Origin of the sequence: Aurantimonas sp. HBX-1 (assembly GCF_021391535.1) — a bacterium.
Classification (GTDB): domain Bacteria; phylum Pseudomonadota; class Alphaproteobacteria; order Rhizobiales; family Rhizobiaceae; genus Aurantimonas.
Map to the genome: position 1 here is coordinate 2,997,839 of NZ_CP090066.1, position 24,995 is coordinate 3,022,833.

The 24,995-nt window shown below is 68.0% G+C and carries 19 protein-coding genes, 1 tRNA gene and 1 pseudogene; 14 read left to right on the forward strand and 7 right to left on the reverse strand.

The features are described 5' to 3' along the window. Window positions 1-43 precede the first annotated feature (43 nt). On the forward strand, window positions 44-1,063 hold the full coding sequence (locus tag LXB15_RS14295; protein WP_233949083.1) for an SPFH domain-containing protein: 1,020 nt from the start codon (window positions 44-46) through the stop codon (window positions 1,061-1,063). Continuing rightward, window positions 1,060-1,527 (forward strand): NfeD family protein, encoded by a 468-nt coding sequence (locus tag LXB15_RS14300; RefSeq protein ID WP_233949084.1) that lies wholly within the window; start codon window positions 1,060-1,062, stop codon window positions 1,525-1,527. Before LXB15_RS14295 ends, LXB15_RS14300 begins: the two co-directional genes overlap by 4 nt. A gap of 9 nt (window positions 1,528-1,536) precedes the next feature. Here LXB15_RS14300 and LXB15_RS14305 read toward each other — a convergent pair whose 3' ends face one another. Further along, window positions 1,537-2,529 carry an SIS domain-containing protein gene (locus tag LXB15_RS14305; RefSeq protein WP_370640109.1) on the reverse strand — a complete coding sequence of 331 codons (993 nt, stop codon included), beginning with the start codon at window positions 2,527-2,529 and terminating at the stop codon, window positions 1,537-1,539. Between the two features lie 203 nt (window positions 2,530-2,732). Here LXB15_RS14305 and LXB15_RS14310 point away from each other — a divergent pair, with 203 nt between their 5' ends. Continuing rightward, window positions 2,733-4,448, forward strand: a complete 1,716-nt coding sequence (locus LXB15_RS14310) for an outer membrane beta-barrel protein (protein ID WP_233949085.1) — start codon at window positions 2,733-2,735, stop codon at window positions 4,446-4,448. Between the two features lie 10 nt (window positions 4,449-4,458). Here LXB15_RS14310 and galU read toward each other — a convergent pair whose 3' ends face one another. Further along, the gene (gene galU, locus LXB15_RS14315; RefSeq protein ID WP_233949086.1) at window positions 4,459-5,364 is read right to left on the reverse strand and encodes a UTP--glucose-1-phosphate uridylyltransferase GalU; all 906 of its coding nucleotides are present in this window, start codon (window positions 5,362-5,364) and stop codon (window positions 4,459-4,461) included. A 215-nt stretch (window positions 5,365-5,579) separates the two neighbouring features. Here galU and LXB15_RS14320 point away from each other — a divergent pair, with 215 nt between their 5' ends. Together LXB15_RS14320 and LXB15_RS14325 are read left to right on the forward strand one after the other, a co-directional pair. After that, a complete protein-coding gene (locus LXB15_RS14320; protein ID WP_233949087.1) occupies window positions 5,580-6,809 on the forward strand; it encodes a lytic murein transglycosylase in 1,230 nt (409 codons plus the stop codon). A gap of 21 nt (window positions 6,810-6,830) precedes the next feature. Continuing rightward, the gene (locus LXB15_RS14325; RefSeq protein WP_233949088.1) at window positions 6,831-8,213 is read left to right on the forward strand and encodes an SGNH family hydrolase; all 1,383 of its coding nucleotides are present in this window, start codon (window positions 6,831-6,833) and stop codon (window positions 8,211-8,213) included. Between the two features lie 21 nt (window positions 8,214-8,234). Here the strand turns inward: LXB15_RS14325 and LXB15_RS14330 are convergent, their stop codons facing one another. Both LXB15_RS14330 and gltB read right to left on the reverse strand, forming a co-directional pair. Next, window positions 8,235-9,689, reverse strand: coding sequence for a glutamate synthase subunit beta (locus tag LXB15_RS14330; RefSeq protein ID WP_233949089.1), 1,455 nt, complete (start codon window positions 9,687-9,689; stop codon window positions 8,235-8,237). 203 nt (window positions 9,690-9,892) lie between these two features. Next, window positions 9,893-14,524, reverse strand: a pseudogene (gene gltB / locus LXB15_RS14335) (glutamate synthase large subunit); the annotation flags it as partial. A 590-nt stretch (window positions 14,525-15,114) separates the two neighbouring features. Between gltB and LXB15_RS14340 the strand changes: the two are divergent. The 4 genes from LXB15_RS14340 (at window position 15,115) to LXB15_RS14355 (ending at window position 17,835) form a co-directional block, all read left to right on the forward strand. Then, window positions 15,115-15,969, forward strand: coding sequence for a manganese catalase family protein (locus LXB15_RS14340; RefSeq protein WP_233949091.1), 855 nt, complete (start codon window positions 15,115-15,117; stop codon window positions 15,967-15,969). 92 nt (window positions 15,970-16,061) lie between these two features. Then, window positions 16,062-16,424, forward strand: a complete 363-nt coding sequence (locus tag LXB15_RS14345) for a metal-sensitive transcriptional regulator (protein ID WP_370640110.1) — start codon at window positions 16,062-16,064, stop codon at window positions 16,422-16,424. Between the two features lie 67 nt (window positions 16,425-16,491). Next, window positions 16,492-17,541, forward strand: coding sequence for a low specificity L-threonine aldolase (locus tag LXB15_RS14350; RefSeq protein WP_233949092.1), 1,050 nt, complete (start codon window positions 16,492-16,494; stop codon window positions 17,539-17,541). A 69-nt stretch (window positions 17,542-17,610) separates the two neighbouring features. Continuing rightward, the gene (locus LXB15_RS14355; protein WP_233949093.1) at window positions 17,611-17,835 is read left to right on the forward strand and encodes an Rmf/CrpP family protein; all 225 of its coding nucleotides are present in this window, start codon (window positions 17,611-17,613) and stop codon (window positions 17,833-17,835) included. A gap of 94 nt (window positions 17,836-17,929) precedes the next feature. Here the strand turns inward: LXB15_RS14355 and LXB15_RS14360 are convergent, their stop codons facing one another. Beyond that, window positions 17,930-18,397 carry an Hsp20 family protein gene (locus LXB15_RS14360; protein WP_233949094.1) on the reverse strand — a complete coding sequence of 156 codons (468 nt, stop codon included), beginning with the start codon at window positions 18,395-18,397 and terminating at the stop codon, window positions 17,930-17,932. 582 nt (window positions 18,398-18,979) lie between these two features. On the opposite strand from LXB15_RS14360, the gene LXB15_RS14365 reads away from it, so the two are divergent. After that, on the forward strand, window positions 18,980-20,071 hold the full coding sequence (locus LXB15_RS14365) for an alpha/beta fold hydrolase (protein ID WP_233949095.1): 1,092 nt from the start codon (window positions 18,980-18,982) through the stop codon (window positions 20,069-20,071). Here LXB15_RS14365 and hisN read toward each other — a convergent pair. Together hisN and LXB15_RS14375 are read right to left on the reverse strand one after the other, a co-directional pair. Continuing rightward, complete coding sequence (gene hisN / locus LXB15_RS14370) at window positions 20,021-20,794, reverse strand: histidinol-phosphatase (protein WP_233949096.1); 774 nt, start codon at window positions 20,792-20,794, stop codon at window positions 20,021-20,023. The two genes, LXB15_RS14365 and hisN, sit on opposite strands and share 51 nt — an antisense overlap. A 225-nt stretch (window positions 20,795-21,019) precedes the next feature. Then, window positions 21,020-21,916, reverse strand: a complete 897-nt coding sequence (locus tag LXB15_RS14375; protein WP_370640111.1) for an N-formylglutamate amidohydrolase — start codon at window positions 21,914-21,916, stop codon at window positions 21,020-21,022. Between the two features lie 166 nt (window positions 21,917-22,082). Here LXB15_RS14375 and cpdR point away from each other — a divergent pair, with 166 nt between their 5' ends. The 4 genes from cpdR to LXB15_RS14395 all read left to right on the forward strand — a co-directional run bounded on the left by cpdR (window position 22,083) and on the right by LXB15_RS14395 (window position 24,992). Next, window positions 22,083-22,448, forward strand: a complete 366-nt coding sequence (cpdR, locus tag LXB15_RS14380; protein ID WP_163043860.1) for a cell cycle two-component system response regulator CpdR — start codon at window positions 22,083-22,085, stop codon at window positions 22,446-22,448. A gap of 91 nt (window positions 22,449-22,539) precedes the next feature. After that, a tRNA-Val gene (locus LXB15_RS14385) sits at window positions 22,540-22,614 on the forward strand. Window positions 22,615-22,942: 328 nt separating this feature from the next. Continuing rightward, window positions 22,943-24,274, forward strand: coding sequence for a GGDEF domain-containing protein (locus LXB15_RS14390; RefSeq protein WP_370640112.1), 1,332 nt, complete (start codon window positions 22,943-22,945; stop codon window positions 24,272-24,274). A 244-nt stretch (window positions 24,275-24,518) separates the two neighbouring features. After that, window positions 24,519-24,992, forward strand: a complete 474-nt coding sequence (locus LXB15_RS14395) for a hypothetical protein (RefSeq protein ID WP_233949098.1) — start codon at window positions 24,519-24,521, stop codon at window positions 24,990-24,992. Window positions 24,993-24,995 lie beyond the last annotated feature (3 nt).

Sequence of the window (24,995 nt, forward strand, 5' to 3'; positions counted from 1 at the left end):
CGCCGCCCTTGCGGCGACGACGGTCCGCAGAAACGGAGATGACATGCTCACCGCCACCGGCATCCTCGTCCTCGTCGTCCTGTTCGTCGCGATCGTCGTCCTGTTCTCGACGATCAAGATCGTCCCGCAGGGCTACAACTACACGGTCGAGAATTTCGGCCGCTACACCCGCACACTGACGCCGGGGCTGAACGTCATTCTGCCCTTCGTCGAGCGCGTCGGCCGCAAGCTCAACATGATGGAGCAGGTGCTGGACGTGCCGACGCAGGAGGTGATCACCCGCGACAACGCTTCCGTGGCGGCCGACGGCGTCGCCTTCTACCAGGTGCTCGACGCGGCGGCGGCCGCCTACGAGGTCTCGGGGCTCGAGAACGCCATCCTCAACCTGGTGATGACCAATCTGCGCTCGGTGATGGGGTCGATGGATCTCGACGACCTGCTGTCGAACCGCGACGCCATCTCCGAGAAGATCCTCCGGGTGGTCGATCAGGCCGCGAACAGCTGGGGCATCAAGATTACCCGCATCGAGATCAAGGACATCAACCCGCCGAAGAACCTCGTCGATTCGATGGCGCGGCAGATGATGGCCGAACGCGAGAAGCGGGCGGAAATCCTCGAGGCAGAGGGCTCGCGCAACGCCGCGATCCTGCGCGCCGAGGGCGAGAAGCAGTCGCAGATCCTGCAGGCCGAGGGCCGGCGCGACGCCGCCTATCGCGAGGCCGAGGGCCGCGAGCGGCTGGCCGAGGCCGAGGCCACCGCGACGCGCCTCGTCTCCGAGGCGATCGCCGCCGGCGACGTGCAGGCGATCAACTATTTCGTCGCGCAGAAATACACCGAGGCGCTGGCCAAGCTCGCCTCGGCGCCCAACCAGCGCGTCATCCTGATGCCGCTCGAGGCGGCGTCGCTGATGGGCTCGATCGCCGGCATCGCCGAGATCGCCCGCGCCTCGTTCGGCGATCCGGAGCCAGCCGGCCCGACCGCCGTCCCGCGCGCGCCGCGCAGGGGCGGCGCGGTACCCCCCGGCGCAGTCCCGACGGTTTCGCCGGGCGGGAGCGACACGTGACCGACTGGACCGGCGCGCTGTCCGACTACGGCTGGTGGATTCTCGGCCTGCTGCTGCTGGTGCTCGAGACGGTGCTGCCGGGGGTCTACCTCCTGTTCTTCGGCATCGCCGCCCTGGTCGTCGGCATGAACGTGCTGCTGATCGGCGGCGCCTGGTTCGGCTGGGAGCAGCAGGTGCTGGCCTATGTCGTCGTATCGGCCGTCGCGGTGTTCCTCGGCCGGAAGTGGTACGGGGCGAAGGCCGAGGCGCAGGCTTCCGGCACGCTCAACAAGCCGACGCAGCGGCTGATCGGCCGCGAGGCGGTGCTCAGCGAGGACCTCGTCGGCGGGCGCGGACGGGTCGGGCTGGAGGACAGCTGGTGGAGCGTCGAGGGGCCGGACCTGCCGAAGGGTACGCGGGTGCGGGTGGTCGGCGCCGAGGGCAGCGTGCTCAGGGTCGAGCCGACGTCGCCGCCGGCCCGCTGAGCTGCCGCCTCAGGCAGCGCCGATCCGCAGCAGATCGTGCAGGTGGACGATGCCCACCGGGCGGCCCTGGCGGACCACCATCAGCGCCGTGATGTTCAGGCTGTTGACGATGTCGAGGGCCTTGGCCGCCATCGTCTCCGGCTCGATCGTCTTCGGATTGCGGGTCATCACCGCATCGACCTTCTGGTTCAGCAGATCGCCGGCGAGGTGCCGCCGCAGATCGCCGTCGGTGACGAGGCCGCGCAGCAGCCCCTCCCCGTCGACTACGGCGACGCAGCCAAAGCCCTTGCGCGACATGACGATGATCGCCTCGGACATCAGCATGCCTTCCGGCACCAGCGGCAGCGACTCGCCGACATGCATGATGTCGCCGACATGGGTCAGGCTGGCGCCGAGCTGGCCGCCCGGATGGAACACCCGGAAGTCGCCCGGGGTGAAGCCGCGACGCTCCAGCAGCGCCACCGCCAGCGCGTCGCCCAGCGCCACCTGCAGGGTGGTCGAGGTGGTCGGGGCGAGGCCATGCGGACAGGCCTCGGCGACGCGCGGCAGGATCAGCGCCTCGTCGGCCTCGCGGCCGAGCGTCGAATCGCGACGCGAGGTCAGCGCGATCAGCGGGATCCGGAAGCGCCGCGAATAGGCGACGATGCCCTTCAGCTCGGCGCTTTCCCCCGACCAGGACATCGCCAGGATCGCATCGTCGCGGCCGATCATGCCGAGATCGCCGTGATTGGCTTCGGACGGATGCACGAAGAAGGCCGGCGTGCCGGTGGATGCGAAGGTCGCGGCGATCTTGGCGCCGATGTGGCCGCTCTTGCCGACGCCGGTGACGATGATCCGACCCGTCACCCGCGAGATCAGCTCCAGCACGCGCTCGAACGGCGCCGCCATCTCGCCCCGCAGCAGGCCCGCCAGGATCCGCAGCCCATCGGCTTCGGTCTCGATCGTGTGGACCGCGGAAGCGGAACCGAGACTGCCGGTCGTGGCAAGCGATTGGGGAATCAAGATCTGGCTTCTCCGCTTCGACCCTCTGGCCGGAATGGCGCGCAATTGATCAGGCGCGTCTGGCCAAATCAAGACATCCCGCCCGGGGCCACGGGCGGCGCAGGATTCGGGCAATCCCGTCAACCTATCCTTAACCAAGAAAATTTACCTTTCGGCAAGCCCGAAGGTCCGCGGACTATCGATGAAGGTGCCCAATCGTCGCGATGACCCCGGTTTTTGCCCGCCTCCCGAAGCTGCTCGGAGCCGCCCTCATCGGCGCCCTTGCGGCCGCGTCCACCGATCAGGCTTACGCTCAGACGATTGTGCTGCCGGAACTGCGGACCGGCTCCGACATCACCGACGGCGAGGCGCTGCGGGGTATCAGGCGCCAGGCCGACACGCCGAGGATCGGCGAAGGCGAATCGCTCGATACCGGATCGCAGGATCTGCGATCCGGCCAGTCCGACGACGCAGCAGTGCCGCAGGACGAGCGTGACGAACTGCTGCCCGAGGAGATCGAGGCGGAGGAAGCCCCGGCGCCGAGCTTCGACCTGTTCGAGGCGGCTCCCTCCCGGCCCGCCGGACGCGCCGATCTTTCCGGCCGCGCCAGCCCGGTCCGGCCGAATGCCGCGGCGGCGCGCCAGACCGGCGTCGAGCCCGATTTCGAGGAAGAAGCGTTGCCGCGAGCGGCCGCCACGCCGGTCGCAGCGACGACGAGCAACCCGCCGCTGTCGGCCGGCGTCGCCGGCGAAGTGCCCGGCTCGCTCGACCTGCTGCGCGGCAACCGCCCGGCGGTGGCGTTGCAGCGGATTGTCCGGCGCCCGACGGGCGATCCCTTCGCCCCGGTCGGAATCCGCGCCGGCAGCTTCATCCTCTTCCCGGAGCTGATCCAGGATATCGGCGCCTCGACCAATCTCGACGAGGAGCCGGGCGGCGAAGGCGGCGTCTTCAGCGAGACGACGGTCGCGGCTCGCCTGCTGTCGGACTGGTCCCGGCACGAGGCCGAGTTCAACACTCGACTGAGCTATCGGCGGAACTTCGCCGGCGAGGAGCCGGAGGATCCGAACGCCGCCGTCGACGGGCGGCTGCGGCTCGACATCGACCGCCTGACCAGCGCGACCTTCCGCGGCGCTCTGGAATACCGGCGCGAGGACCCGGTGGAGATCGACGCCGCGCTGGCCGGCGCGGAACGGCCGGAGGTTCTCAGCGGCTCCGCCTCGGCGCAGCTGCAGCGCGAGTTCGGCCGCGTGGTGCTGGGCGGCACCGGCACGGTGGCGCGGGAGGATTATTCCGGCCTGCCCGACGGCCTCGCCTCGCAGAGCTACACCACGCTGACCGGTGCGCTCAGGGCCGGCTACCGCCTGTCACCGGCGCTGCAACCCTTCCTGGAGGGCAGTCTCGGGCAGCGGCTGTTCGACGAGTCCGACAGCGGCGAGATCGGGCGGGACTCGCTGATCCCGGCGCTGCGCGCCGGCGTCGGTATCGACCTGTCGGAGAAGCTCAGCGGCGAGATCGCCGTCGGCTACGCATGGAACAAGCCCGAGGACGACCGCGCGGAGACCACCGCGGCACCGACGCTGGACGCCTCGCTGCAATGGTCACCGCGCCGTGGCACCGAGGTGACGCTCGCTGCCCGCACGACCTTCGAGCCGGAGAGCTCCGGCCAGTCCACCACCGTGTCCTACGAGGGATCGCTGGGGGTGACGCACGTTCTCACCGCCCGGACGGATCTCACCGCGGCGATCACCGCGACCTACGCCGATTCCTCGCTCCCCGGCAGCGACGAGACCGAGCTGACCGGCGAGGCCGGGTTCAACTACTGGCTGACGCGCAGCCTGGCGCTGACCGGCCTCTACAGCCACCGCGAGCTCTTCTCGCAGGTCGACGGCGCCGACTACCGCGCCGACACCGTCCGCCTCGGGGTCAAGCTGCAGCGCTGAGCAGTCGCAGCTACTCGGCAGCCTTGTCGACGTCGGCGGGCTCCACCGTACGCAGCAGCCGGCCGATATTGCCGATGACCTTGTCGCGGATGTCCGGCCGCCAGAGCGCGAAGGCGACGTTCGCCTCGATAAAACCCTCCTTGGAGCCGCAGTCGAAGGTCCGCCCGGTGAAGTGATAGGCGGAAAAGTCCTGCCGGTCGGCCAGCTTGAGCATCGCGTCGGTGAGCTGGATCTCGTTGCCGGCGCCGCGCTCCTGCGTCGACAGGATGTCGAAGATCTCCGGCTGCAGGATGTAGCGTCCGGAGATCGAGTAGTTCGACGGCGCGTCCGCCGGCTTGGGCTTCTCGACCATGCCGGTGACGCGGAATCCCTTGCCGACGTCCTCGCCCCTGCCGACGATGCCGTATTTGTGGGTTTCCTGCGGATCGCACTGCTCGACCGAGATGACGTTGCCGCCGGTCTCCTCGTACAACTCCACCATTTCGGAGAGGCAGCCCTTCTCGGCCTGCATGATCATGTCGGGCAGGAGCAGCGCGAAGGGCTCGTTGCCGACGAGTTCGCGCGCGCACCAGACGGCGTGGCCGAGGCCGAGCGGCGCCTGCTGGCGGGTGAAGCTGGAGGTGCCGGGCTTGGGCTGCAGGTCGTCGAGAAGCTGCAGCTCGACGGTCTTGCCGCGCTCGGCGAGCGTCGCGGACAACTCGACCTGGATATCGAAATAGTCCTCGATGACGGCCTTGTTACGTCCCGTGACGAAGATCAGGTGTTCGATGCCGGCGGCCCACGCCTCGTCGACCACGTACTGGATCACCGGGCGGTCGACGACCGTCAGCATCTCCTTCGGGATGGCCTTCGTGGCGGGCAGGAAGCGGGTGCCGAGACCGGCCACCGGGAATACGGCTTTTCTGACTTTCTTCATCATGGTCCTCGGATACGTCCCCACGCACACCGGCGATGTCACGCCGCAAGCGCGCCGAGGCTTCCCGGCGCCGTGCTTTCGCCGTGAAATAGCGAGACAGAGGAGGAATGCCAGCCCTCGCCGGCGGTCTCCCGCCAGGGATTGGTAAACGGCTTCTTAACCACGCCGCCTGTAGCGTTCCGATCTTCCGTGGACTGATGAGGAGAATGACTGCCATGCAACGATCGACCGCATCCCGGATGACCCGTCTCGGCTCGGCCCTCGTCGCGATGATCGTCGCGACCTCGTTCGCCCTGCCCGCGGCGGCCGATGCCGGGTTCCAGCGCTGGATCCAGCAGTTCGAGAGCGTCGCGGCGAGCAACGGCATCAGTCGCAACGTCTACCGCGCGGCCTTTGCCGGCGTCACCGAGCCCGATCCCGAGGTGCTGCAGAAGGCCGCCTACCAGCCGGAGTTCAAGGCCAAGGTCTGGGACTACATCGACAACCGCGTCAACGACGAGACCATCGCCGAGGGCCGCGCGATGGCGGTGAAATACGCAAGCTGGCTCGACCGCATCGAGAAGCGCTTCGGCGTCGACCGGCACATCCTGCTGGCGATCTGGTCGATGGAGACCAATTACGGCGCGGCGCTCACCCGCGAGGGCGTGATGAAGAGCCTGCCGCGCTCGCTGGCGACGCTCGCCTATGAGGGCGGCCGCCGCGCCAAGTTTGCCCGCCAGCAGCTTATCGCGGCGCTGAAGATCGCCCAGGCCGGCCACGTCGCGCCGAACAAGCTGACCAGCTCCTGGGCCGGCGCCATGGGCCACACCCAGTTCATCCCGACGAGCTACCAGGCCTACGCGGCCGACATGGACGGCGACGGCCACGCGAACATCTGGGAGTCGGTGCCGGACGCGCTCGCGACGGCCGCCAACCTGCTGCGCAAGAACGGCTGGCAGTCGGGCCGGACCTGGGGCTACGAGGTCAACGTGCCGGCCCAGTATCGCGGCAAGCTCGAGCGCGACAACCGTTCCCTCGCCCAGTGGCAGGGCCTCGGCTTCCAGCGACCGAGCGGCTCGGGCTTCGCCCATCCGTCCGACCGCGCCAATCTGGTGCGGCTCGCCGGCGACGCCGGCCCGGCCTTCCTGATGACCAAGAACTTCTTCGTCCTGAAGAACTACAACAACGCCGACACCTATGCCCTCGGCGTCGGGCTGCTCGCCGACCGTATCGCCGGCTATGGCGGTCCGCAGCGCGACTGGCCGCGCGGCTACACGCCGTTGTCGACCCAGGAGCGTTACGAACTGCAGCAGCACCTCGCCTCGCGCGGGCTGTATGACGGCAAGATCGATGGTAAGATCGGCGACGGATCCAAAACCGCCATCATGGCGCTGCAGGGAAATGCCGGATTGGCTCAGGACGGCAACGCATCGAAGGCGCTTCTGGATTTCCTGAGGCGGAACTAGACGGAACGGAGACATCATCGGATGGCGGCAGCAGAACGCAGAGCAGGCGCCCGGCCCGTAAGGACGGCACTCGTCGCTCTGCTGGCTGCCTTCGCCGTGCTGGTGACCGGCGTGGTGGCGGAGGCGCAGCAGCGGCCCCGCACGGTGCTGGAAATGCTGTTCGGCGGCGGCACGCAAGCCGCCCCGGAGCGTCCCGCCGTCCGCAAGCCGGTGGTCCGGAAGAAGAAGGTGCGGGCGACACGCCCGGTACGTCAGAAGAAGCAGCGGACCCAGGCCGCCCGCCCCAAGCCATCCGGCCAGCAGAGCGCCGCCGCAGCCGCCGCCGCAGCGCCGGCCTCGAAGAGCGAGGCCGCCAAGACGGTGCTCGTCGTCGGCGACTTCCTGGCGGCATCGCTGGCGGACGGTCTCTCCAATCTCTACGCCGACAACGAGATGGTGGTCATCGAGGCCCGCACGGAAGGCTCGTCCGGCCTCGTGCGCGAAGACCACTATGACTGGACCGAAAAGCTCGGTCCCATTCTCGACGAAGCCAAGCCGGAAGTCCTGGTGGTGATGCTGGGCTCCAACGACCGCCAGCCGATGACCGTCGGATCCCGTTCCCTGCCCTCGCGCTCGGAGGAGTGGGTGCGGCTCTACGAGGAGCGGATCGGCGAGATCACCGGGGCGGCCAAGAGCCGCAACGTGCCGCTGGTATGGGTCGGCACGCCGGCCTTCAAGTTCGACCGGATGAGCGAGGACATGGTCTTCCTCAACGACCTCTACCGCAAGGGCGCCTCGAGCGTCTCCGGCGAGTTCGTCGACATCTGGGACGGCTTCGTCGATGCCAACGGCGCCTTCGTCTATTCCGGACCGGGGGTGAACGGCCAGACCACCCAGCTTCGCAATTCCGACGGGATCACCATGACGAATGCCGGCGAGGACAAGCTCGCCTTCTTCGCCGAACGGGCGATCAACCGGCTGCTCGGGACTGCCATGGCGGCCACCGGCGCGTTCACGCTGGGTCCGGACCAGTTGCCGACCATCCAGCTGCCGCCGATCGGCAACGCCGCGAACGCCCTGAAGGCGGCGCCGGTGTCGATCGACGATCCGGCGCTCGACGGGCCGGACAGGCTGCTGGGGACGGGCGCGGCCAGCGGCTTCTCGCTCGAGCCGTCGCCGCGCGAGCGGCTGGTGATCAATGGCGGCGGGACCGGCGGCACGGAAGGCCGGGCCGACAACTTCGCCTGGAGCGAGAAGAGCGCCGCCGTCACGCCCAGCGGCCCGCCGATCGTCTCGCGCGGTTCGGTGAACCTGCAGAGCGTGCGGGAGTCGGACGGCATCAAGCCGCCCGAGGAGATGCCGACGATCCTCGACGCGATCATCGAGGACTGGAGCCGCGAGAACGAGGCGGCCCGACCGCAATAGGCTGGCCGAACCGCCGCCGATTCAGCGCGGCAGCGTCGTGGTGCCCATCAGGTCGAGGTCGATGGCCCGCGCCGCCTGGCGCCCTTCGCGGATCGCCCAGACCACCAGCGACTGGCCGCGGCGCACGTCGCCGGCTGTGTAGAGCTTCTCGACCGAGGTGAGATAGGTCTGGTCGTCGGCGGCCACCGAGACGTTGCCGCGCCGGTCGGTCTTGGTCGCCAGCGCTTCGCCGGCATCCTTGAGGAAGCCGTCGGCGATCGGCCCGGCAAAGCCGATGGCGATGAAGGCGAGATCGGCCTTGATGATGAAGTCGGTGCCCGGGATCGGCTTGCGGGCCTCGTCCACCTCGGCGCAGCGCACGCCGGTGAGCACGCCGTCCTCGCCGACGAATTCGAGCGTGGCGATCTGGAACTCGCGGATGGCGCCCTCGGCCTGGCTGGACGAGGTGCGCATCTTGGTCGCCCAATAGGGCCAGACCTCCAGCTTGTTCTCGGTCTTCGGCGGCTGCGGCCGGATGTCGAGCTGGGTGACCTTGACGGCGCCCTGCCGGAAGGCGGTGCCGACACAGTCAGACGCCGTGTCGCCGCCGCCCACGACCACGACATGCTTGCCGCCGGCCCAGATCTCTTCCGACGGCCAGCCGACGCTGGCGATCGGCTCGCGGCCGACGCGGCGGTTCTGCTGCACCAGATACGGCATCGCATCGTAGATGCCGCCGAGGCCGTTGCGCGGAATGCCGGCCTCGCGCGGCCGCTCCGAGCCGCCGCAATACAGCACGGCGTCGTATTCGGCGGAGATGTCGGAGAGCTTGCGGTCGACGCCGACATTGACGCCGCAGAAGAACGTGACGCCCTCGCCCTGCATCTGCTCGACGCGCCGGTCGATCCAGTGCTTCTCCATCTTGAAGTCGGGGATGCCATAGCGCATCAGCCCGCCAGGCCGCGATTCCCGCTCGAAGACATGCACCTCGTGGCCGGCGCGGCCGAGCTGCTGTGCCGCCGCCATGCCCGCCGGGCCCGAGCCGATGACGGCGACGCGCTTGCCGGTCTTCTGCTTCGCCGGCTGCGGCTTGATCAGCCCGAGCTCATAGGCCTTGTCGGCAATCGCCTGCTCGATCGTCTTGATCGCGACCGGCGCGTCCTCGAGGTTCAGCGTGCAGGCTTCCTCGCAGGGCGCCGGGCAGATGCGGCCGGTGAACTCGGGGAAGTTGTTGGTCGAGTGCAGGTTGCGCGCCGCGCCTTCCCAGTCGCCGGAATAGACGAGGTCATTCCAGTCCGGGATCTGGTTGTGCACCGGGCAGCCCGTCGGGCCGTGGCAGTAGGGAATGCCGCAATCCATGCACCGCGCTGACTGCTTGCCGACTTCCTCGTCGGACATCGGCAGCGTGAACTCGCGAAAATGCCGGATGCGGTCGGACGCCGGCTGGTACTTGTGCGTCTGCCGGTCGATCTCGAGAAATCCGGTTACCTTACCCATTCCGTCCCCAATCGTCTTCTGCAGTCCTACTGCCGAATTCGTCCCACGTCGTCCAGCCCCGCCAATCGGCGACACGGACGCGCCCTTGTCTGTTCGCGCTGACTCTCAGGCGCCGCGCACAGCGTCGCTGCCGCTACCGGGACCGACGGCACCGGCCGGAGCGAAGAGACCGCCCGCTGACGGGCGGCTCTTCCCGGCGACCGCTACTCCGCCGCCACGCCCATGCGCATGCGTTCCATTTCCTGCAGCGCCCGGCGGTACTCGACCGGCATCACCTTGACGAATTTCGGCCGGTAGGTCTCCCAGTTCTCCAGCATCTCCTTGGCCCGGCCGGAGCCGGTGTAGTGGAGATGGTTGGAGATCAGCTGGAACAGCCGCTCGTCGTCATGGCCGGTCATGTCGGACGAGACGTCGACGCGGCCCTTGTGCTGCAGGTCGCCGCCATGGTGGTGGAGCTTCTCGAGGAGATCGTCCTCCTCGGGCACCGGCTCCAGGTCGACCATCGCCATGTTGCAGCGTTCGGCGAAGTCGCCGGCCTCGTCGTAGACATAGGCGACGCCGCCGGACATGCCGGCCGCGAAGTTGCGCCCGGTCTGGCCGAGGATCACCACGACGCCGCCGGTCATGTACTCGCAGCCGTGATCCCCGGCGCCCTCGACGACCGCGATCGCGCCGGAGTTGCGCACCGCGAAGCGCTCGCCCGCGACGCCGCGGAAGTAGCACTCGCCGGCGATCGCGCCGTAGAGCACGGTGTTGCCGACGATGATCGACTCCTCCGGCACGACGCGGCTGTTCGGCCGCGGCCGCACGACGATGCGCCCGCCCGACAGGCCCTTGCCGACATAATCGTTGCCGTCGCCGGTGAGATCGAAGGTGATGCCGCGGGCGAGGAAGGCGCCGAAGCTCTGGCCGGCGGTGCCGGTCAGCCGGACGGTGATCGTGTCGTCCCGCAGCCCCTTCATGCCGAAGCGCTTGGCGACCTCGCCGGAGAGCATGGCGCCAGTCGAGCGGTCGACATTGGTGATCGCCGTCTCGATCGCCACCTTCTGGCGGGCGGTCAGCGCCGGCTCGGCCTCGGCGATCAGCCGGCGGTCGAGCACGTCGTCGATCGGATGCTTCTGGCGCTTCGTCCAGCGCGACTCCTCGGGCTCGGCGGCCGGCTTGTGGAACACCTTGGAGAAATCGAGCCCCCTGGCCTTCCAGTGCTCGATCATCTCGCGGCGATCGAGCAGGTCGGACCGGCCGACCAGTTCGGAAAGATGGCGAACGCCCATCTCGGCCATCAGCAGGCGCACCTCTTCCGCGACGTAGAAGAAGAAGTTGATGACGTGCTCCGGCGTGCCCTTGAAGCGCTTGCGCAGCACCGGGTCCTGAGTCGCGACGCCGACCGGGCAGGTGTTGAGATGGCACTTGCGCATCATGATGCAGCCGGCGGCGATCAGCGGTGCGGTGGAGAAGCCGAACTCGTCGGCTCCGAGCAGCGCGCCGATGATCACGTCGCGGCCGGTCCTCAGCCCCCCGTCGACCTGCAGGCAGACGCGGCTGCGCAGACCGTTCATCACCAGCGTCTGCTGGGTCTCGGCGAGCCCCATCTCCCACGGCGAGCCGGCGTGCTTGATCGAGGTCAGCGGCGAGGCACCGGTGCCGCCGTCATAGCCGGCGACGATGATGTGGTCGGCGCGCGCCTTGGCGACGCCCGCGGCCACCGTGCCGACGCCGACTTCCGACACCAGCTTGACCGAGATGTCGGCCGCCGGGTTGACGTTCTTCAGGTCGTAGATGAGCTGCGCCAGGTCCTCGATCGAATAGATGTCGTGGTGCGGCGGCGGCGAGATCAGGCCGACGCCGGGCGTCGAGTGGCGGGTCTTGGCGATGGTCGCGTCGACCTTGTGGCCAGGCAGCTGCCCGCCCTCGCCGGGCTTGGCGCCCTGCGCGACCTTGATCTGCAGCATGTCGGCGTTGACGAGATACTCTGCCGTGACGCCGAAGCGGCCGGAGGCGACCTGCTTGATCGCCGAGCGCTCGGGATTGGCCGAGCCGTCGCGCAGCGGCAGGAAGCGGTCGGCTTCCTCGCCGCCCTCACCGGTGTTCGACTTGCCGCCGATCTGGTTCATCGCCCGCGCCAGCGTCGTGTGCGCCTCGCGCGAGATCGAGCCGAAGCTCATCGCTCCGGTGGCGAAGCGCTTGACGATGTCCTTCGCCGGCTCGACCTCGTCGAGCGGGATCGGGGCGCGTCCGGCCTCCTCGGCCTTGCGGATGCGGAACAGGCCGCGAATGGTCGAGTTTTCGACCGCCGCCTCGTTCATCATCGCGGCATAGTCCTGGTACTTGTCCCAGGAGTCGGTGCGCACCGCATGCTGCAGCGTGGCCACGGCGTCCGGCGACCAGATGTGGCTCTCGCCGCGCATCCGGTAGACATATTCGCCGCCCACCTCGAGCGAGCGGGCGAGGATCGGATCATCGGAGAACGCCCGGACGTGGCGCTCGGTGGTCTCCCGCGCGACCTCGTCGAGGCCGACGCCCTCGATCGTCGTCGCCGTGCCGGTGAAGTAGCGCTTCACGAAGTCCGACTGCATGCCGACGATGTCGAAGATCTGGGCGCCGCAATAGGACTGGTAGGTCGAGATGCCCATCTTGGACATCACCTTCAGCAGCCCCTTGCCCACCGACTTGATGTAGCGCGTCACCACTTCGCTGGCGTCCACCTCCGGCGGGAACTCCTTGCGGCGATGCATCTCCAGCAGCGTGTCGAAGGCGAGATAGGGGTTGATCGCCTCGGCGCCGTAGCCGGCCAGGCAGGCGAAGTGATGCACCTCGCGCGGCTCGCCGGACTCGATGACCAGCCCCGCGGCGGTGCGCAGGCCCTTGCGGATCAGGTGGTGGTGCACGGCGGCGCAGGCGAGCAGCGCCGGGATCGGGATGCGATCCGGGCCGATCTGCCGGTCCGACAGGATGATGATGTTGTAGCCGCCGACGACCGCCGCCTCGGCCCGCTCGCAGAGCCGGTCGAGCGCGCCCGCCATGCCGCCCGCGCCGCTCTCGGCGGCGTAGGTCATGTCGATGGTCTTGGTGTCGAAGCGGTCCTCGGTATGGCCGATATTGCGGATCTTCTCGAGATCGCCGTTGGTCAGGATCGGCTGGCGCACCTCCAGCCGCTTGCGGCGCGAGGAGCCTTCGAGATCGAAGATGTTCGGCCGCGGCCCGATGAACGAGACGAGGCTCATCACCAGCTCCTCGCGGATCGGATCGATCGGCGGGTTGGTGACCTGCGCGAAGTTCTGCTTGAAATAGGTGTAGAGCAGCTTCGACTGGTCCGACATCGCCGAGATCGGCGTGTCGGTGCCCATCGAGCCGATGGCTTCCTGGCCGGTGGTCGCCATCGGCGCCATCAGCGTGCGGGTGTCCTCGATCGTGTAGCCGAAGGCCTGCTGGCGATCGAGCAACGAGACGTCGGAGCGCGAGGCGCGCGGCGCCACCGGCTTCAGGTCCTCGAGGATGATCTGGGTGTTCTTCAGCCAGTCGCGATACGGGTTGGCGCCAGCGATCTCGCGCTTGATCTCCTCGTCGGAGACGATGCCGCCCTTCTCCAGGTCGATCAGCAGCATGCGGCCCGGCTGCAGCCGCCACTTCTTGACGATCCGCTCCTCCGGGATGTCCAGCGTGCCGGCCTCGGAAGCCATCACGACGAGGTCGTCGTCGGTAACGACGTAGCGCGCCGGCCGCAGGCCGTTGCGGTCGAGCGTCGCGCCGATCTGCCGACCGTCGGTGAAGGCGACCGCGGCCGGTCCGTCCCACGGCTCCATCAGGGCTGCGTGGTACTCGTAGAAGGCCTTGGTCTCCTGCGACATCTGCTTGTTGCCGGACCAGGCTTCCGGGATCAGCATCATCATCGCGTGGGTCAGCGAGTAGCCGCCCTGGTGCAGGAACTCGAGCGCGTTGTCGAAACAGGCGGTGTCCGACTGGCCCTCGTAGGAGATCGGCCAGAGCTTGGAGATGTCGTTGCCGAAAAGCTCCGAATCCACCGACGCCTGGCGGGCCGCCATCCAGTTGACGTTGCCGCGCAGCGTGTTGATCTCGCCGTTATGGGCGACCATCCGGTAGGGATGGGCGAGCTTCCAGGACGGGAAGGTGTTGGTGGAGAAGCGCTGGTGAACGAGCGCCAGCGCGCTCTCGAAGCGCGGGTCGGTGAGGTCCTTGTAGTAGGCGCCGAGCTGGTAGGCGAGGAACATGCCCTTGTAGACCAGCGTGCGCGCCGACAGCGAGACGACGTAGAAGCCGATGTCCCGGCCCTCGGTCTCGGCATAGACGCGGTTGGAGACGACCTTGCGCAGGATGAACAGCCTACGCTCGAACTCGTCGTCGGAAGCGAGCGCCGACGCCCGGCCGATGAACACCTGCCGGTGCACCGGCTCGGTCGCGACGATCTCGGGGGCCTTGGAGAGCATCTCGTTGGAGACCGGCACGTCGCGCCAGCCGAGCACCGACTGGCCCTCCTCGCGGACCACTTCCTCGAACACCGCCTCGATATGCCGGCGGGCCTCGGCGTCCTGCGGCATGAACACGTGCCCGACGCCGTAGTGGCCCGGCTCCGGCAGCGTCACGCCCTCTGCGGCCATCTCCTCGGCGAGGAAGCGGTGCGGGATCTGCACCAGCATGCCGGCACCGTCGCCCATCAGCGGATCGGCGCCGACGGCGCCGCGATGCGTCAGGTTCTGCAGGATCTGCAGGCCCTTCTCGACGATCGAATGGGACTTCTGGTTCTTCATGTGGGCGATGAAGCCGACGCCGCAGGCATCGTGCTCGTTGCGCGGGTCGTAGAGACCCACCGCGTCCGGCAGCGTGCGCGGCGCGGTACGGACGGCGGCGGTCTCGATCACCGGGGCAGCCGCTTCGATCGGCGCGGCGTGTGCTGGCGTCAGCTTCGTCATCGCGTAGTCTCCCGTCGTCGCGCTGCCGGGGCCGGCCGCGCGGTTGCGTCCGGCACCGACGCCGCCCCCAGGATCTGTCCTTGGGGGCCGCGCCAAGGCTGCCGAACATCGTTCGCCATATTATCGGCCTTTTGGCATGGCCGTCGGTGTCAAGGATAGAACCCGGCCGCGTCTTTTCGGCGCGCGCGTGCGCCGTTCCGCCTGATGCCGCCATATTATGGCAGTGCTACTGTCCTATCTATGGCAATATGACAGAAGCGTGGGCGGGTAACAAGACCGGGCTCGTCGGGCATGGGTTCTGCTGATCCTGACCGCACGCTCCATCGCCTCGCCGGAGATCGCTAGCCAGGTCACGAAAGCCTCGTCGGGGATAGCGCCCCTGTCGGAACCGATGCCGGCAGGAGCCGTTGGTCGGGCAGGAGAACATACTCACCCAGAGTATCGTGGAAGTCGCAACAGCTGCGGCGCGCTCCAGACGAAACAAAGGGACCCAACCAATGCTCTATCATGACAAGCGCCTTCAATATCCCGTCAAGGTCAGCAAGCCCGATCCGGCTTTCGCCCGCATGCTTCAGCAGGCGATCGGCGGCGTCGAGGGCGAGATCCGCGTGGCGATGCAGTATTTCTTCCAGGCCTGGGGCGCCCGTGGCCCGAACCCGAAATACCGCGACATGCTGCTGCACACCGCGACCGAGGAAATGGGCCATATCGAGATGCTCGCAACCGCCGTCGCGCTGAACCTCGAGAAGGCCCCTGCGAGCCTGCAGGAAGCCGGTGCCGCCGACAGCGTCGTCGGCGCCGTGATGGGTGGCGAGAACCCGCGCCACGTCATCGAGGGCATGCTGCAGCGACACATCCTTTCGACCGGCATGTCGGCCTATCCGGCCAACGCCGATGGCGTGCCCTTCGACATGTCGCACATCTATGCCAGCGGCAACCTCGCCGCTGACATGTACTGCAACGTCGCTGCGGAGGCGACCGGCCGGGTGCTGGCGACCCGCATCTTCAACGCCGCGCACGACGACGGCATGAAGGACATGCTGCGCTTCATGATCGCCCGCGACACGATGCACCAGCAGCAGTGGCTGGCCGTGGTCGAGGAGCTCGGCGGCCATGCCGGCGCGCTGCCGATCCCGAACAGCTTCCCGCAGGAAGAGGAGAACCAGGAGCACAACTACGACTTCTTCGCCACCGCAGCCGACGGCTCGCCGCCGCCGGCCGGACGCTGGAGCGAAGGCCCGTCGATGGACGGCAAGGGCCAGTTCACCGTGTTCCAGAACCAGCCGCTCGGCGACGTCCCGGATCTCGGCCCGGCCCGTCCCGACAGCAGCGCCCAGAAGGAGCAGATGTAACAGTCTGCATCGAGGGGTCCCGCAGCGATGCGGGACCCCTTCCCGTGCATCGACGTCCGGCAGGCTCTTCACCGACCCCCTCGTCGTCGGCTATGGCTTTGATCGGTCAGCCACGAAGGAGCACGGCCATCGAAAGCACGGTTGAAGGCGACCGCATCGAACTCAGGCGCAGCGAGGAAGAGAAGAAACCTCTTCTGCAGCGCCTCAGCCGAATCGAGGGTCAGGTCCGGGGCCTCAAGGCAATGATTGCCGAGGACCGCTACTGTCTCGACGAGATCCAGCAGGTGAACGCCATCACCGCCGCCTTGCGCGAGTTCTCCCTCCTCGTCATAGGCCAGCACGTCACCGAAGGCGTCCGCCACGCTTCAGAGCAAGCCAAGTCCGACGAGGCGGTGGCCGTCGCCGTCGAGGACATGATGCGGGTGCTGCGGGCGGCGATGCGGGCACGCGACTGACCGCCCCTGCCGGGCCCCGACGCCTTCGCCGCTTGCCCTTTACCGCGCTGCATTATAGGTCGGCGCCATGATCTTTGCTTCCGACAACTGGTCCGGCGCCCACCCCGCCATCAACGCCGCCATCGCCGCCCAGAGCGAGGGGATGGCCGCCGCCTACGGCGCCAGTACCCTCGACCGCGCGGTCGAGCAGCGCTTCAACGAAATCTTCGAGCGCGAGGTGGCGGTGTTCTTCGTCGGCACCGGCACGGCCGCCAATTCGCTCGCCTTCGCGGCAGTGAACCGGCCCGGCGGGGTCGTCCTCTGCCATCGCGAGGCGCATGTCATCGAGGACGAGTGCGGCGCGCCGGAGTTCTTCACGCACGGCGCGCGGATGGCGCCGATCGACGGCGACGGCGGGCGCATCGACCCGGTCAATCTGCAGCGCGAGATCGATCGATTCAAACCCGATTTCGTCCATGCCGGCCAGCCGATGGCCGTCTCGGTCAGCCAGCCCGGCGAAGCCGGCACGCTGTATTCCGCCGACCAGATCGAGACGATCGCCAGGATCGCGCACGGCCGCGGTCTCGCCCTGCACATGGACGGCGCACGCTTTGCCAACGGCCTCGTTGCCACCGGGCTGTCGCCGGCCGAGATGACCTGGAAGCGCGGCGTCGACATCCTCTCCTTCGGGGCGACCAAGAACGGCTGCTGGTGCGCCGAGGCGGTGGTGTTCTTCGAGCCGGAACGCGCCCGCCAGTTTCCCTATATCCGCAAGCGCGGCGCCCAGCTGTTCTCCAAGACGCGCTTCGTCGCCGCCCAGTTCATGGCGTATTTCGAGGACGGCCTGTGGCTGGAGCTTGCCGCCCACGCCAACGCCATGGCCGACAGGCTGCGGGCCGGCATCGACGCCAGCCAGCATGCGCGCCAGGCCTGGGAGACGCACACCAACGAGAGTTTCGCCATTCTGGAGAAGCCGACGGCGGAGCGGTTGCGGGCCGAGGGCGCGGTGTTCTACGATTGGAATGCGCCCCATGCGCTGCACGAGCTGATCGGCGAGAACGAGACGCTCGTGCGCCTCGTCACCAGCTGGTCGACCGAGGAAGCCGAGATCGAGCGTTTCAGCCGGCTGCTGGCCTGAGGCCACGATCGAAAAGTGACGGAACCAACCGGCGCGGGCGCGATTCCTTCCTGAGCAAAGGAGGCTGTCATGTCCACAGACGCTTACGAGCAAGGAAAGCTCGCCTTCCAGCACAACCACCCGATGTCGTCCTGCGAGTACCCGGTCGGATCGCCCCTGCGGGCGGCCTGGATGGACGGCTGGACCACGGCCCGCAACGCCGCCCCCGGCGGCGCCAGCGGCGATCATCCCGGCATGATGGCGGACGCCCGGCGCGCTGCCCGCGTCGGCCAGCCGGATGTTCACGAATCCTAGAGCCGAGCAACCGGGCGCACGCGCCCCGATCCGGTTCCAAAAACAAGAACGGCGCCCTCATCGGGCGCCGTCGCTGTTTCCGCGGGATACGACCTCAGGCGGCGTTCGCCTCGATCTGCCGGGCGTTCTCGTTGCCGACGGTCGCGATGTCGATCTTGCGCGGCTTCATCGCCTCCGGGATGACCCGCACCAGATCGATGTGCAGCAGCCCGTTCTTCAGGCTGGCACCCTTCACCTCGACATATTCGGCGAGCTGGAAGCGGCGCTCGAACGCGCGGCCGGCAATGCCGCGATAGAGCGTCTCGTACGCCTCCTCATCCTTCGGCTCAGCCTTCTCACCCTTCACCGTCAGCACGTTCTCGCGCGACTCGATCGAGAGTTCGCTCTCGCCGAAGCCCGCGACGGCCATGGTGATGCGGTACGCGTTCTCGCCGGTCCGCTCGATGTTGTAGGGCGGATAGGTCTGGCCGTTGTCCGGCTGGGAGACGCTGTCCAGCATCGAGAACAGCCGGTCGAAGCCGACGGTCGAGCGATAGAGCGGGGCAAAGTCGATGTGACGCATGGTGTTCTCCTATTGAGCAACGTTGGCGTTGTGGACACGGCACGGCATCCCGCCATGGGCGACGCCTCCGGTCCGCGGCCCCTTTCGAGGCGACCGCAGGAGAAAAATGGTGGACCGGAATTTCCGGTTCAAGAGGTTTTTTTCAACTCGATCGCATCGCCGTCACGGCGCTTTTTAGATGCGCCTGGCGGCGGCCGGCGATGTGAACCCCGGATGAACGCAGCCTTCCGGCAGCGTTCACATCCCGGGCCGCATATTCGGCGCCATGGTCGACCGGTTCACTCCGCCCAGCAAGGCGCAGGAAGGGCCGGCGACCCACCGTTTGCCCGCCGCCCGACGTGCGGGCCGTCAAACGGTCGCAGCGTCCCGTCCCTTCCGCTGTGGCCGCTCCGGCCGGGAGCCTGGAAACAGGTTCCCGGCCTCCTCCCTCTCCCAGCGCGGAACCTGCACCCATCGCGACACGAGCCCACGGACGACGCAGGCTTTGACCGGTCGCGGCAGGCCGCCTACAAGCCGGTCGTCGTGCACCGTTTCCGGAAAGGCCGGAGCGGGCGTCGACGTCTTCGAGCCGAGCCCCGGACGATGAGCGCCACCAACGATCCCACCGAACTCGTCCTGGTCGAGGGCAATCCGGCCCCCGCCGGCATCACCGTGCAGACCCTTCGGGCGCTCGACGGGGTACGGCTGCGCTGCGCCGTCTCGCCCAGCCTGCTCGACGCCACCCGCGGCACCGTCATCCTGCTGCAGGGCCGCAACGAGGCGATCGAGAAGTATTTCGAGACGATCACCGATCTCAACCGCCGCGGCTACGCCGTGGTGACCTTCGACTGGCGCGGCCAGGGCGGATCGGGTCGCCTGCTGCGCGGCAGCACCCTCGGTCATGTCCGGCATTTCGGCCAGTATGTCGGCGACCTCGAATGCGTCATCCAGGAAATCGTGCTGCCCGACTGTCGCGGGCCCTACGCCATCCTCGCCCACTCGATGGGCGCGCTGGTGGCGCTGCGCGCCTCGGCGCGCCTCGCCAACATCGTCGAGCGCATGGTGCTCTGCGCGCCGCTCATCGCGTTCAAGCGGCGCCGGCTGGGCACGCGGGCGCTGAACCGCATCGCCAGGACCGCGCGGCTGATCGGGCTCGGCCGGATGGCGGTGCCGATGCGGATGGTTCCGCGCGGCGGCATGACCCTCGCCAACAACGTCCTCACGAGCGATGCCCACCGCTTCGCCCGCAACCGCGCCCTTGCGGAGGCGGCACCGGCGCTGTTCATCGGCAAGCCGACCGTCTCGTGGCTTGCGGCGGTGACCGGCGCGATGGTGCGGCTGGACGATTCGGACGAGATCGCCCGGCTGTCGGTGCCCACCCTGATGGTCTGCGCCGGCAGCGACGCGGTGGTAGGCACCGCCTCGGCCGAGCGGCTGGCCTGGCGGATGCGCAGCGGCTCGAGCCTGACCATCCCGTTCGCGCGCCACGAGATCCTGCAGGAAGCCGACGGCTTTCGCGAGCCGCTGCTGGAAGCCTTCGAGGCCTTCACGGCGACGGCCCTGCCGTTGCCCGAGAGCGCCGCGGCGGAGGCGTCCGACGGACTGGCCATCGAGGCTGCCGACCTCGTCATCGAGGACGACGATTCAGCCGTTGAGGATGTCGAGGGCCTGGCGGTGGAGAGCCGGGGTCGCTGAGGCGAGAATGTCGCCGCCGCCTTCCGGGCGTTCGCCGCCGAAGGTCGTGATCACGCCGCCCGCCCGCTCGATGATCGGCACGAGGGCGACGATGTCGTAGGGCTTGAGGCCGGTCTCCACCACCAGGTCGGCATGGCCGGCCGCCAGCATGCAGAAGGCGTAGCAGTCGACGCCGAAGCGGGTCAGCCGCGCCTCGGCCTCCAGCGCCTCGAAGCGGCGCAGGGCGTCGCCGGCGAAGAGGCGCGGCGTGGTGGTGAACAGCGTCGCGGCCGAGATGTCCTGCGTCGGCCGCACGGCCAGCTGCGTGCGCTGTCCTCCATGCACGTGCCAGGCCGCCTCGGCGTCGGCGAAGAAGCGCTCGCCGGTGAAGGGCTGCGACATCAGGCCGAGCCGGGCCACGCCCGCCTCGCAGAAGCCGATCAGCGTGCCCCAGACCGGCACCCCGGCGATGAAGGCCCGCGTTCCGTCGATCGGGTCGATCACCCAGAGCCGGTCGCCCTCCCCCGCCGCGCCGAATTCCTCGCCGAGCACGGCGTGATCCGGATAGCGGTCGCGGATCGCCGCGACGATCGCCATCTCGGCGGCGCGGTCCGCCTCGGTGACCGGGTCGAAGGCGGCCACGAGCTTGTTGTCGACGCTGGCGCCGTTGCGGAAGCGCGGCAGCGTCTCGCCATCGGCTGCGTCGGCGAGCGACAGCAGGAAGTCGACATCGGGTAGGGACATGCGGATCCGATCGAACTCTGGCATTGCACGGCTGTGCAAAAAGAAACGGCGCTTTCGCCGACTGCACGATTTAGTGCAGAATTATCTTGACACCTAGGGGCGAGAATCGTAGTTTTGCAGTGCGGCATTAGCGTGCCGCTGCCCTTACGGGCGTTTCCTCCCTAGACTAGACCGCACTGTTCAGCGCAGTGCGGTTCTTTTTTGCGCGCCGTTGGGCCTTGCCGCTCATTCCGCCGCAGCGGCGGCCGGCCGCAGATACTCCGCCTCCACGTCGGCGGCAAAGCCCGCCACGAACGCCCCCAGCCGATCCTTCAGCACCGCGAAGCCCTCGTGCGGCCGATAGGCGCGCTCGTCGGCATAGAGGCCCCGATTAATCTCGATCTGGATGGCGTGGAAGCCGACCGGCGGGCGCCCGTAGCGTTCGGTGATGAAGCCCCCGGCATAGGGCTTGTTGCGGGCGACGTCGTAGCCGAGCCCCGCCAGGCGGGAGGTGGCGATGGTGACGAGCCGGCCCGCCGCGCTGGTGCCAAATCGGTCGCCGACCACCATGTCCGGCCGCCGGCCGCCCGGCAGCGCACGCACGCTCGAGGGCATGGAGTGGCAGTCGATCAGGATCGCCATGCCGAATCGGTCGCGGGTCCGCTCCAGCGCCTCCTCCAGCGCGCGATGGAACGGCTTGTAGACCGTCTCGATCCGCCGCAGCGCCTCGTCCAGCGCCAGTGGCGCCCTGTAGATCTCCTCGTTCTCGGCCACGATCCGCGGAATCGTGCCGAGGCCGCCGGCGACCCGGATGGAGCCGGCATTGGCGAAATCGGGGAGCGTGTCGGAAAACATCGCGGGGTCGAGCTCGTAGGGCTCGCGGTTGACGTCGAGATAGGCGCGGGGGAAGCGGGCCGCCAGCAACGGCGCCCCGAGGCCCGAGACGAAGTCGAACAGGCTGTCGACGAAGAGATCTTCCGAGCGGCGAATCGTGTCGCTGTTCAGCCGCGTCGCCGCGATCAGGTCCAGCGGGTAGTCGCGGCCGCTGTGGGGCGAGCAGAAGACGAAGGGGATGCGCGCGTCGGCAGGTTCGATGAGTTCAAAGGCCGCGACGTCGCCGCTGGCGGTCCTGACTGTTGGCACGTTCCCCAATCTCGCTCCTTCCGTTGACCGCGACGATAAAAATATCTCGTCCGCCGTGAGGGGCGGCCCATTCCTTTTAGAAAATGTTGGGGCATTCTGCTATGGAAATGGCTCATGAACGAACCACCGCCGGGAACTTTGCCCCGGACGCATCCGGATAACGTGAATGTCAAAGATCCTACTGGCCGAAGACGACAACGACATGCGCCGCTTCCTCGCCAAGGCGCTGGAGCGCGCCGGCTACGAGGTCGTCACCTACGACAATGGCGGCAGTGCCTATGAGCGTCTCCGCGAGGAGCCGTTCTCGCTGCTCCTGACCGACATCGTCATGCCGGAGATGGACGGTATCGAGCTGGCACGGCGTGCCACCGAGCTCGATCCCGACCTCAAGGTCATGTTCATCACCGGCTTCGCGGCCGTCGCGCTGCATCCCGATTCCAAGGCTCCGAAGGACGCGAAGATCCTCTCGAAGCCGTTCCACCTGCGCGAACTGGTGGACGAAGTGGCGAAAATGCTCGCCGACGCGGCCTGACCCGCAGGCTCTGCGCGACGACGGCCCCGCCCCCCGGCGGAAGCCTATTGACGGCGGCTTCGGTCCTGTGATCTATGCCGCTCCGTCGGATGGGCGTGTAGCTCAGCGGGAGAGCACTTCGTTGACATCGAAGGGGTCACAGGTTCAATCCCTGTCACGCCCACCATCCGATCCCCCACTACCGAGACATCCTCGCTAGACTACCTAGGTAACGCCGCGCCGATCGCATCGGCGGTGCCGGCCCCGGGCAGCCTCGCGACGCGACCGGCCGGTCCGGGCACGCTCCGACAGCGGGCGTCCGCGCCGACTCTCCCCATCCGCCGGGCACGGCGAACCGGAGGCCGGGCGCTGCAATTCGCGCCGGCGGCGGTACAATCGACCAGGTGCTGCCCTATATCGGCACGTGACGAGACTTGCGCCGGACGCAGGAATCGCGTTCGATTTTCCGAAGGCCGCCGAGATTGCCACGGCGACGCCTTCGACAACTGGCTGCCATGAACATTCAGGAGCATACTGCCCCGGTCGACGCGCCGAACGCGCATCGTCGTGCGCGTCGGGACGCGCCGGGTGCCGCGATCATGGCCGAGGTCGAGCGGCTGCTCGGCGGAAGGACCCGCGACATCCGCCTGAAGGGCGAGATCCGCCGCCTGTTCCTCGAGCGCACCTGGCCGCAGACGGCGAAGGTCATCCGTTCCTGGATGAAATGGGTGTTGCTTCTGGCCGTCGTGACCTCCGTCGTCAGCGTGGTGACGCTGCCGCAGGCGGTGTCCGCCAGGATGCTGCTGCCCGGCGCCCTGCTCCCGCCGGCGGCGATCGCGGTGTGGTTTGCCTGGCGGAAACCGCGGGCGTTCTGGCTGCAGGGTGTCTCGCTGATCGGCGGCATGTTCCTCATGCTCCTTTCCATCGCGCTGGTCGGCGCCAGTGCGGGAGGCGAGTTCTACGAACGCCATCTCAACATCATGCTGTTCGTGGCGATCACCAGCATCATCATCTTCGCCGTCCCGATGTTGTGGACCATCGCGATCGCCGTGCTGGCCCTCGGGCTCTACGTCGTGTTCCAGTTCCAGAATCCGGGCGTCGACATCTGGAGCGCGGTGGACGGGGCGCTGTTCTTCGTCAGCGGCATCATCGCCACGGTGGTGGCGCGGCGCACGATGACGATCCTGGCGCAGAAGGCCTTCCTGCTGGAACTGCGCGACAGGAAGCTCGTCGCCGATCTGGCCGAAGCCAATCACCAGCTCGAGCAGCTGGCGCGCACCGACCCGCTCACCGGGGCCGCGAACCGGCGCTGGATGAAGGAAATCCTCGACGACCTCTGGGCGCGCGGCAGCGCCGCCCCCTCCGGCGCCGCCCTGCTGATGTGCGATCTCGACGACTTCAAGAACCTCAACGACCATCTCGGCCACGCCGAGGGGGACCGCTGTCTGGTCGAGGTGGCAAAGGTCATCCAGGGCTGCCTGCGGCAGGATCAGGACCAGATGGCCCGCTACGGCGGCGAGGAGTTCCTCGTGGTCCTGCCCGCGACCGGCGAGCGGCATGCACTCGAGGTGGCCGAGCGCATTCGCGAGGCCGTCGAGGCGGCGGCACTGTGCAACCCGACGTCCCGCGTCTCGCCATCGGTCACGCTCAGCATCGGCGTTGCGGTGCGGCGACCGGGCGCCGCCGACGTCTCGCCGGAACAGCTGCAGCGCCGGGCCGACGAGGCGCTGTACCTGGCCAAGCAGGCGGGGCGCAACCGGGTCGTGCTGCATCGGCCAGAGGGCACCGAACACCGGACGACGCGGTGCGAAATTGGCGTTGCGCCCGGCGAAATCCGCGCCTCCTGATCCGCCACGCCGTAGCGACCGATGGCCGGGGTGCGAAATTTTCCGCGATATCCTTTAGTAAATTTGTGTATTTCTCCGGTTTATCGGAGCGGCTTCAGATACTATTTTTCGTATTGATTGTATTTTCGCTCGATATCATCCGATCATTACCTGTCATGCGTCGCGACATTCGCGCTGTGCGGAATGGAACTCCTGAGGGATCGTGGGGTTAGCCTCCCAACAACGATGTTCCAGGAGGAAAGACATGAACCGCAACATTACCGCCATCTACCGTACGCACGCCGTCGCCGAACTGGTCCGCCAGGAGCTTGAGGCGGAAGGCGTGTCCCGCAGCCACATCCACGTCATCCCGGATCACGATCGCGCGGTCGGCGCGGCCGACACCGATGACAGGCGCTACGACGACGCGATCCACGACCTGCATCTGCCGGAAACCGATGTCCGGACCTACCAGGCCAGCATCCGGCACGGCGACTACGTCGTCTCCGTCAATGTCGATGACGACCGGGTCGAGCGTGTCCAGGCGATCATGCGGCGTCCGGAAGCAGAAGCGTACGATCTCGATGCGCGTGACAGGGAATTCGACGATGTCGACTTCCTGGCGCCCAGCGACAGCCGCGGCACCGTCGACCCTGCCATGCGCGGCGAGCGTGATCCCGCCTATGCCGGTTCGGACATGCGGTCGTATCGCCGCCGTTCGCCGCTGAGCGAATACTGATCC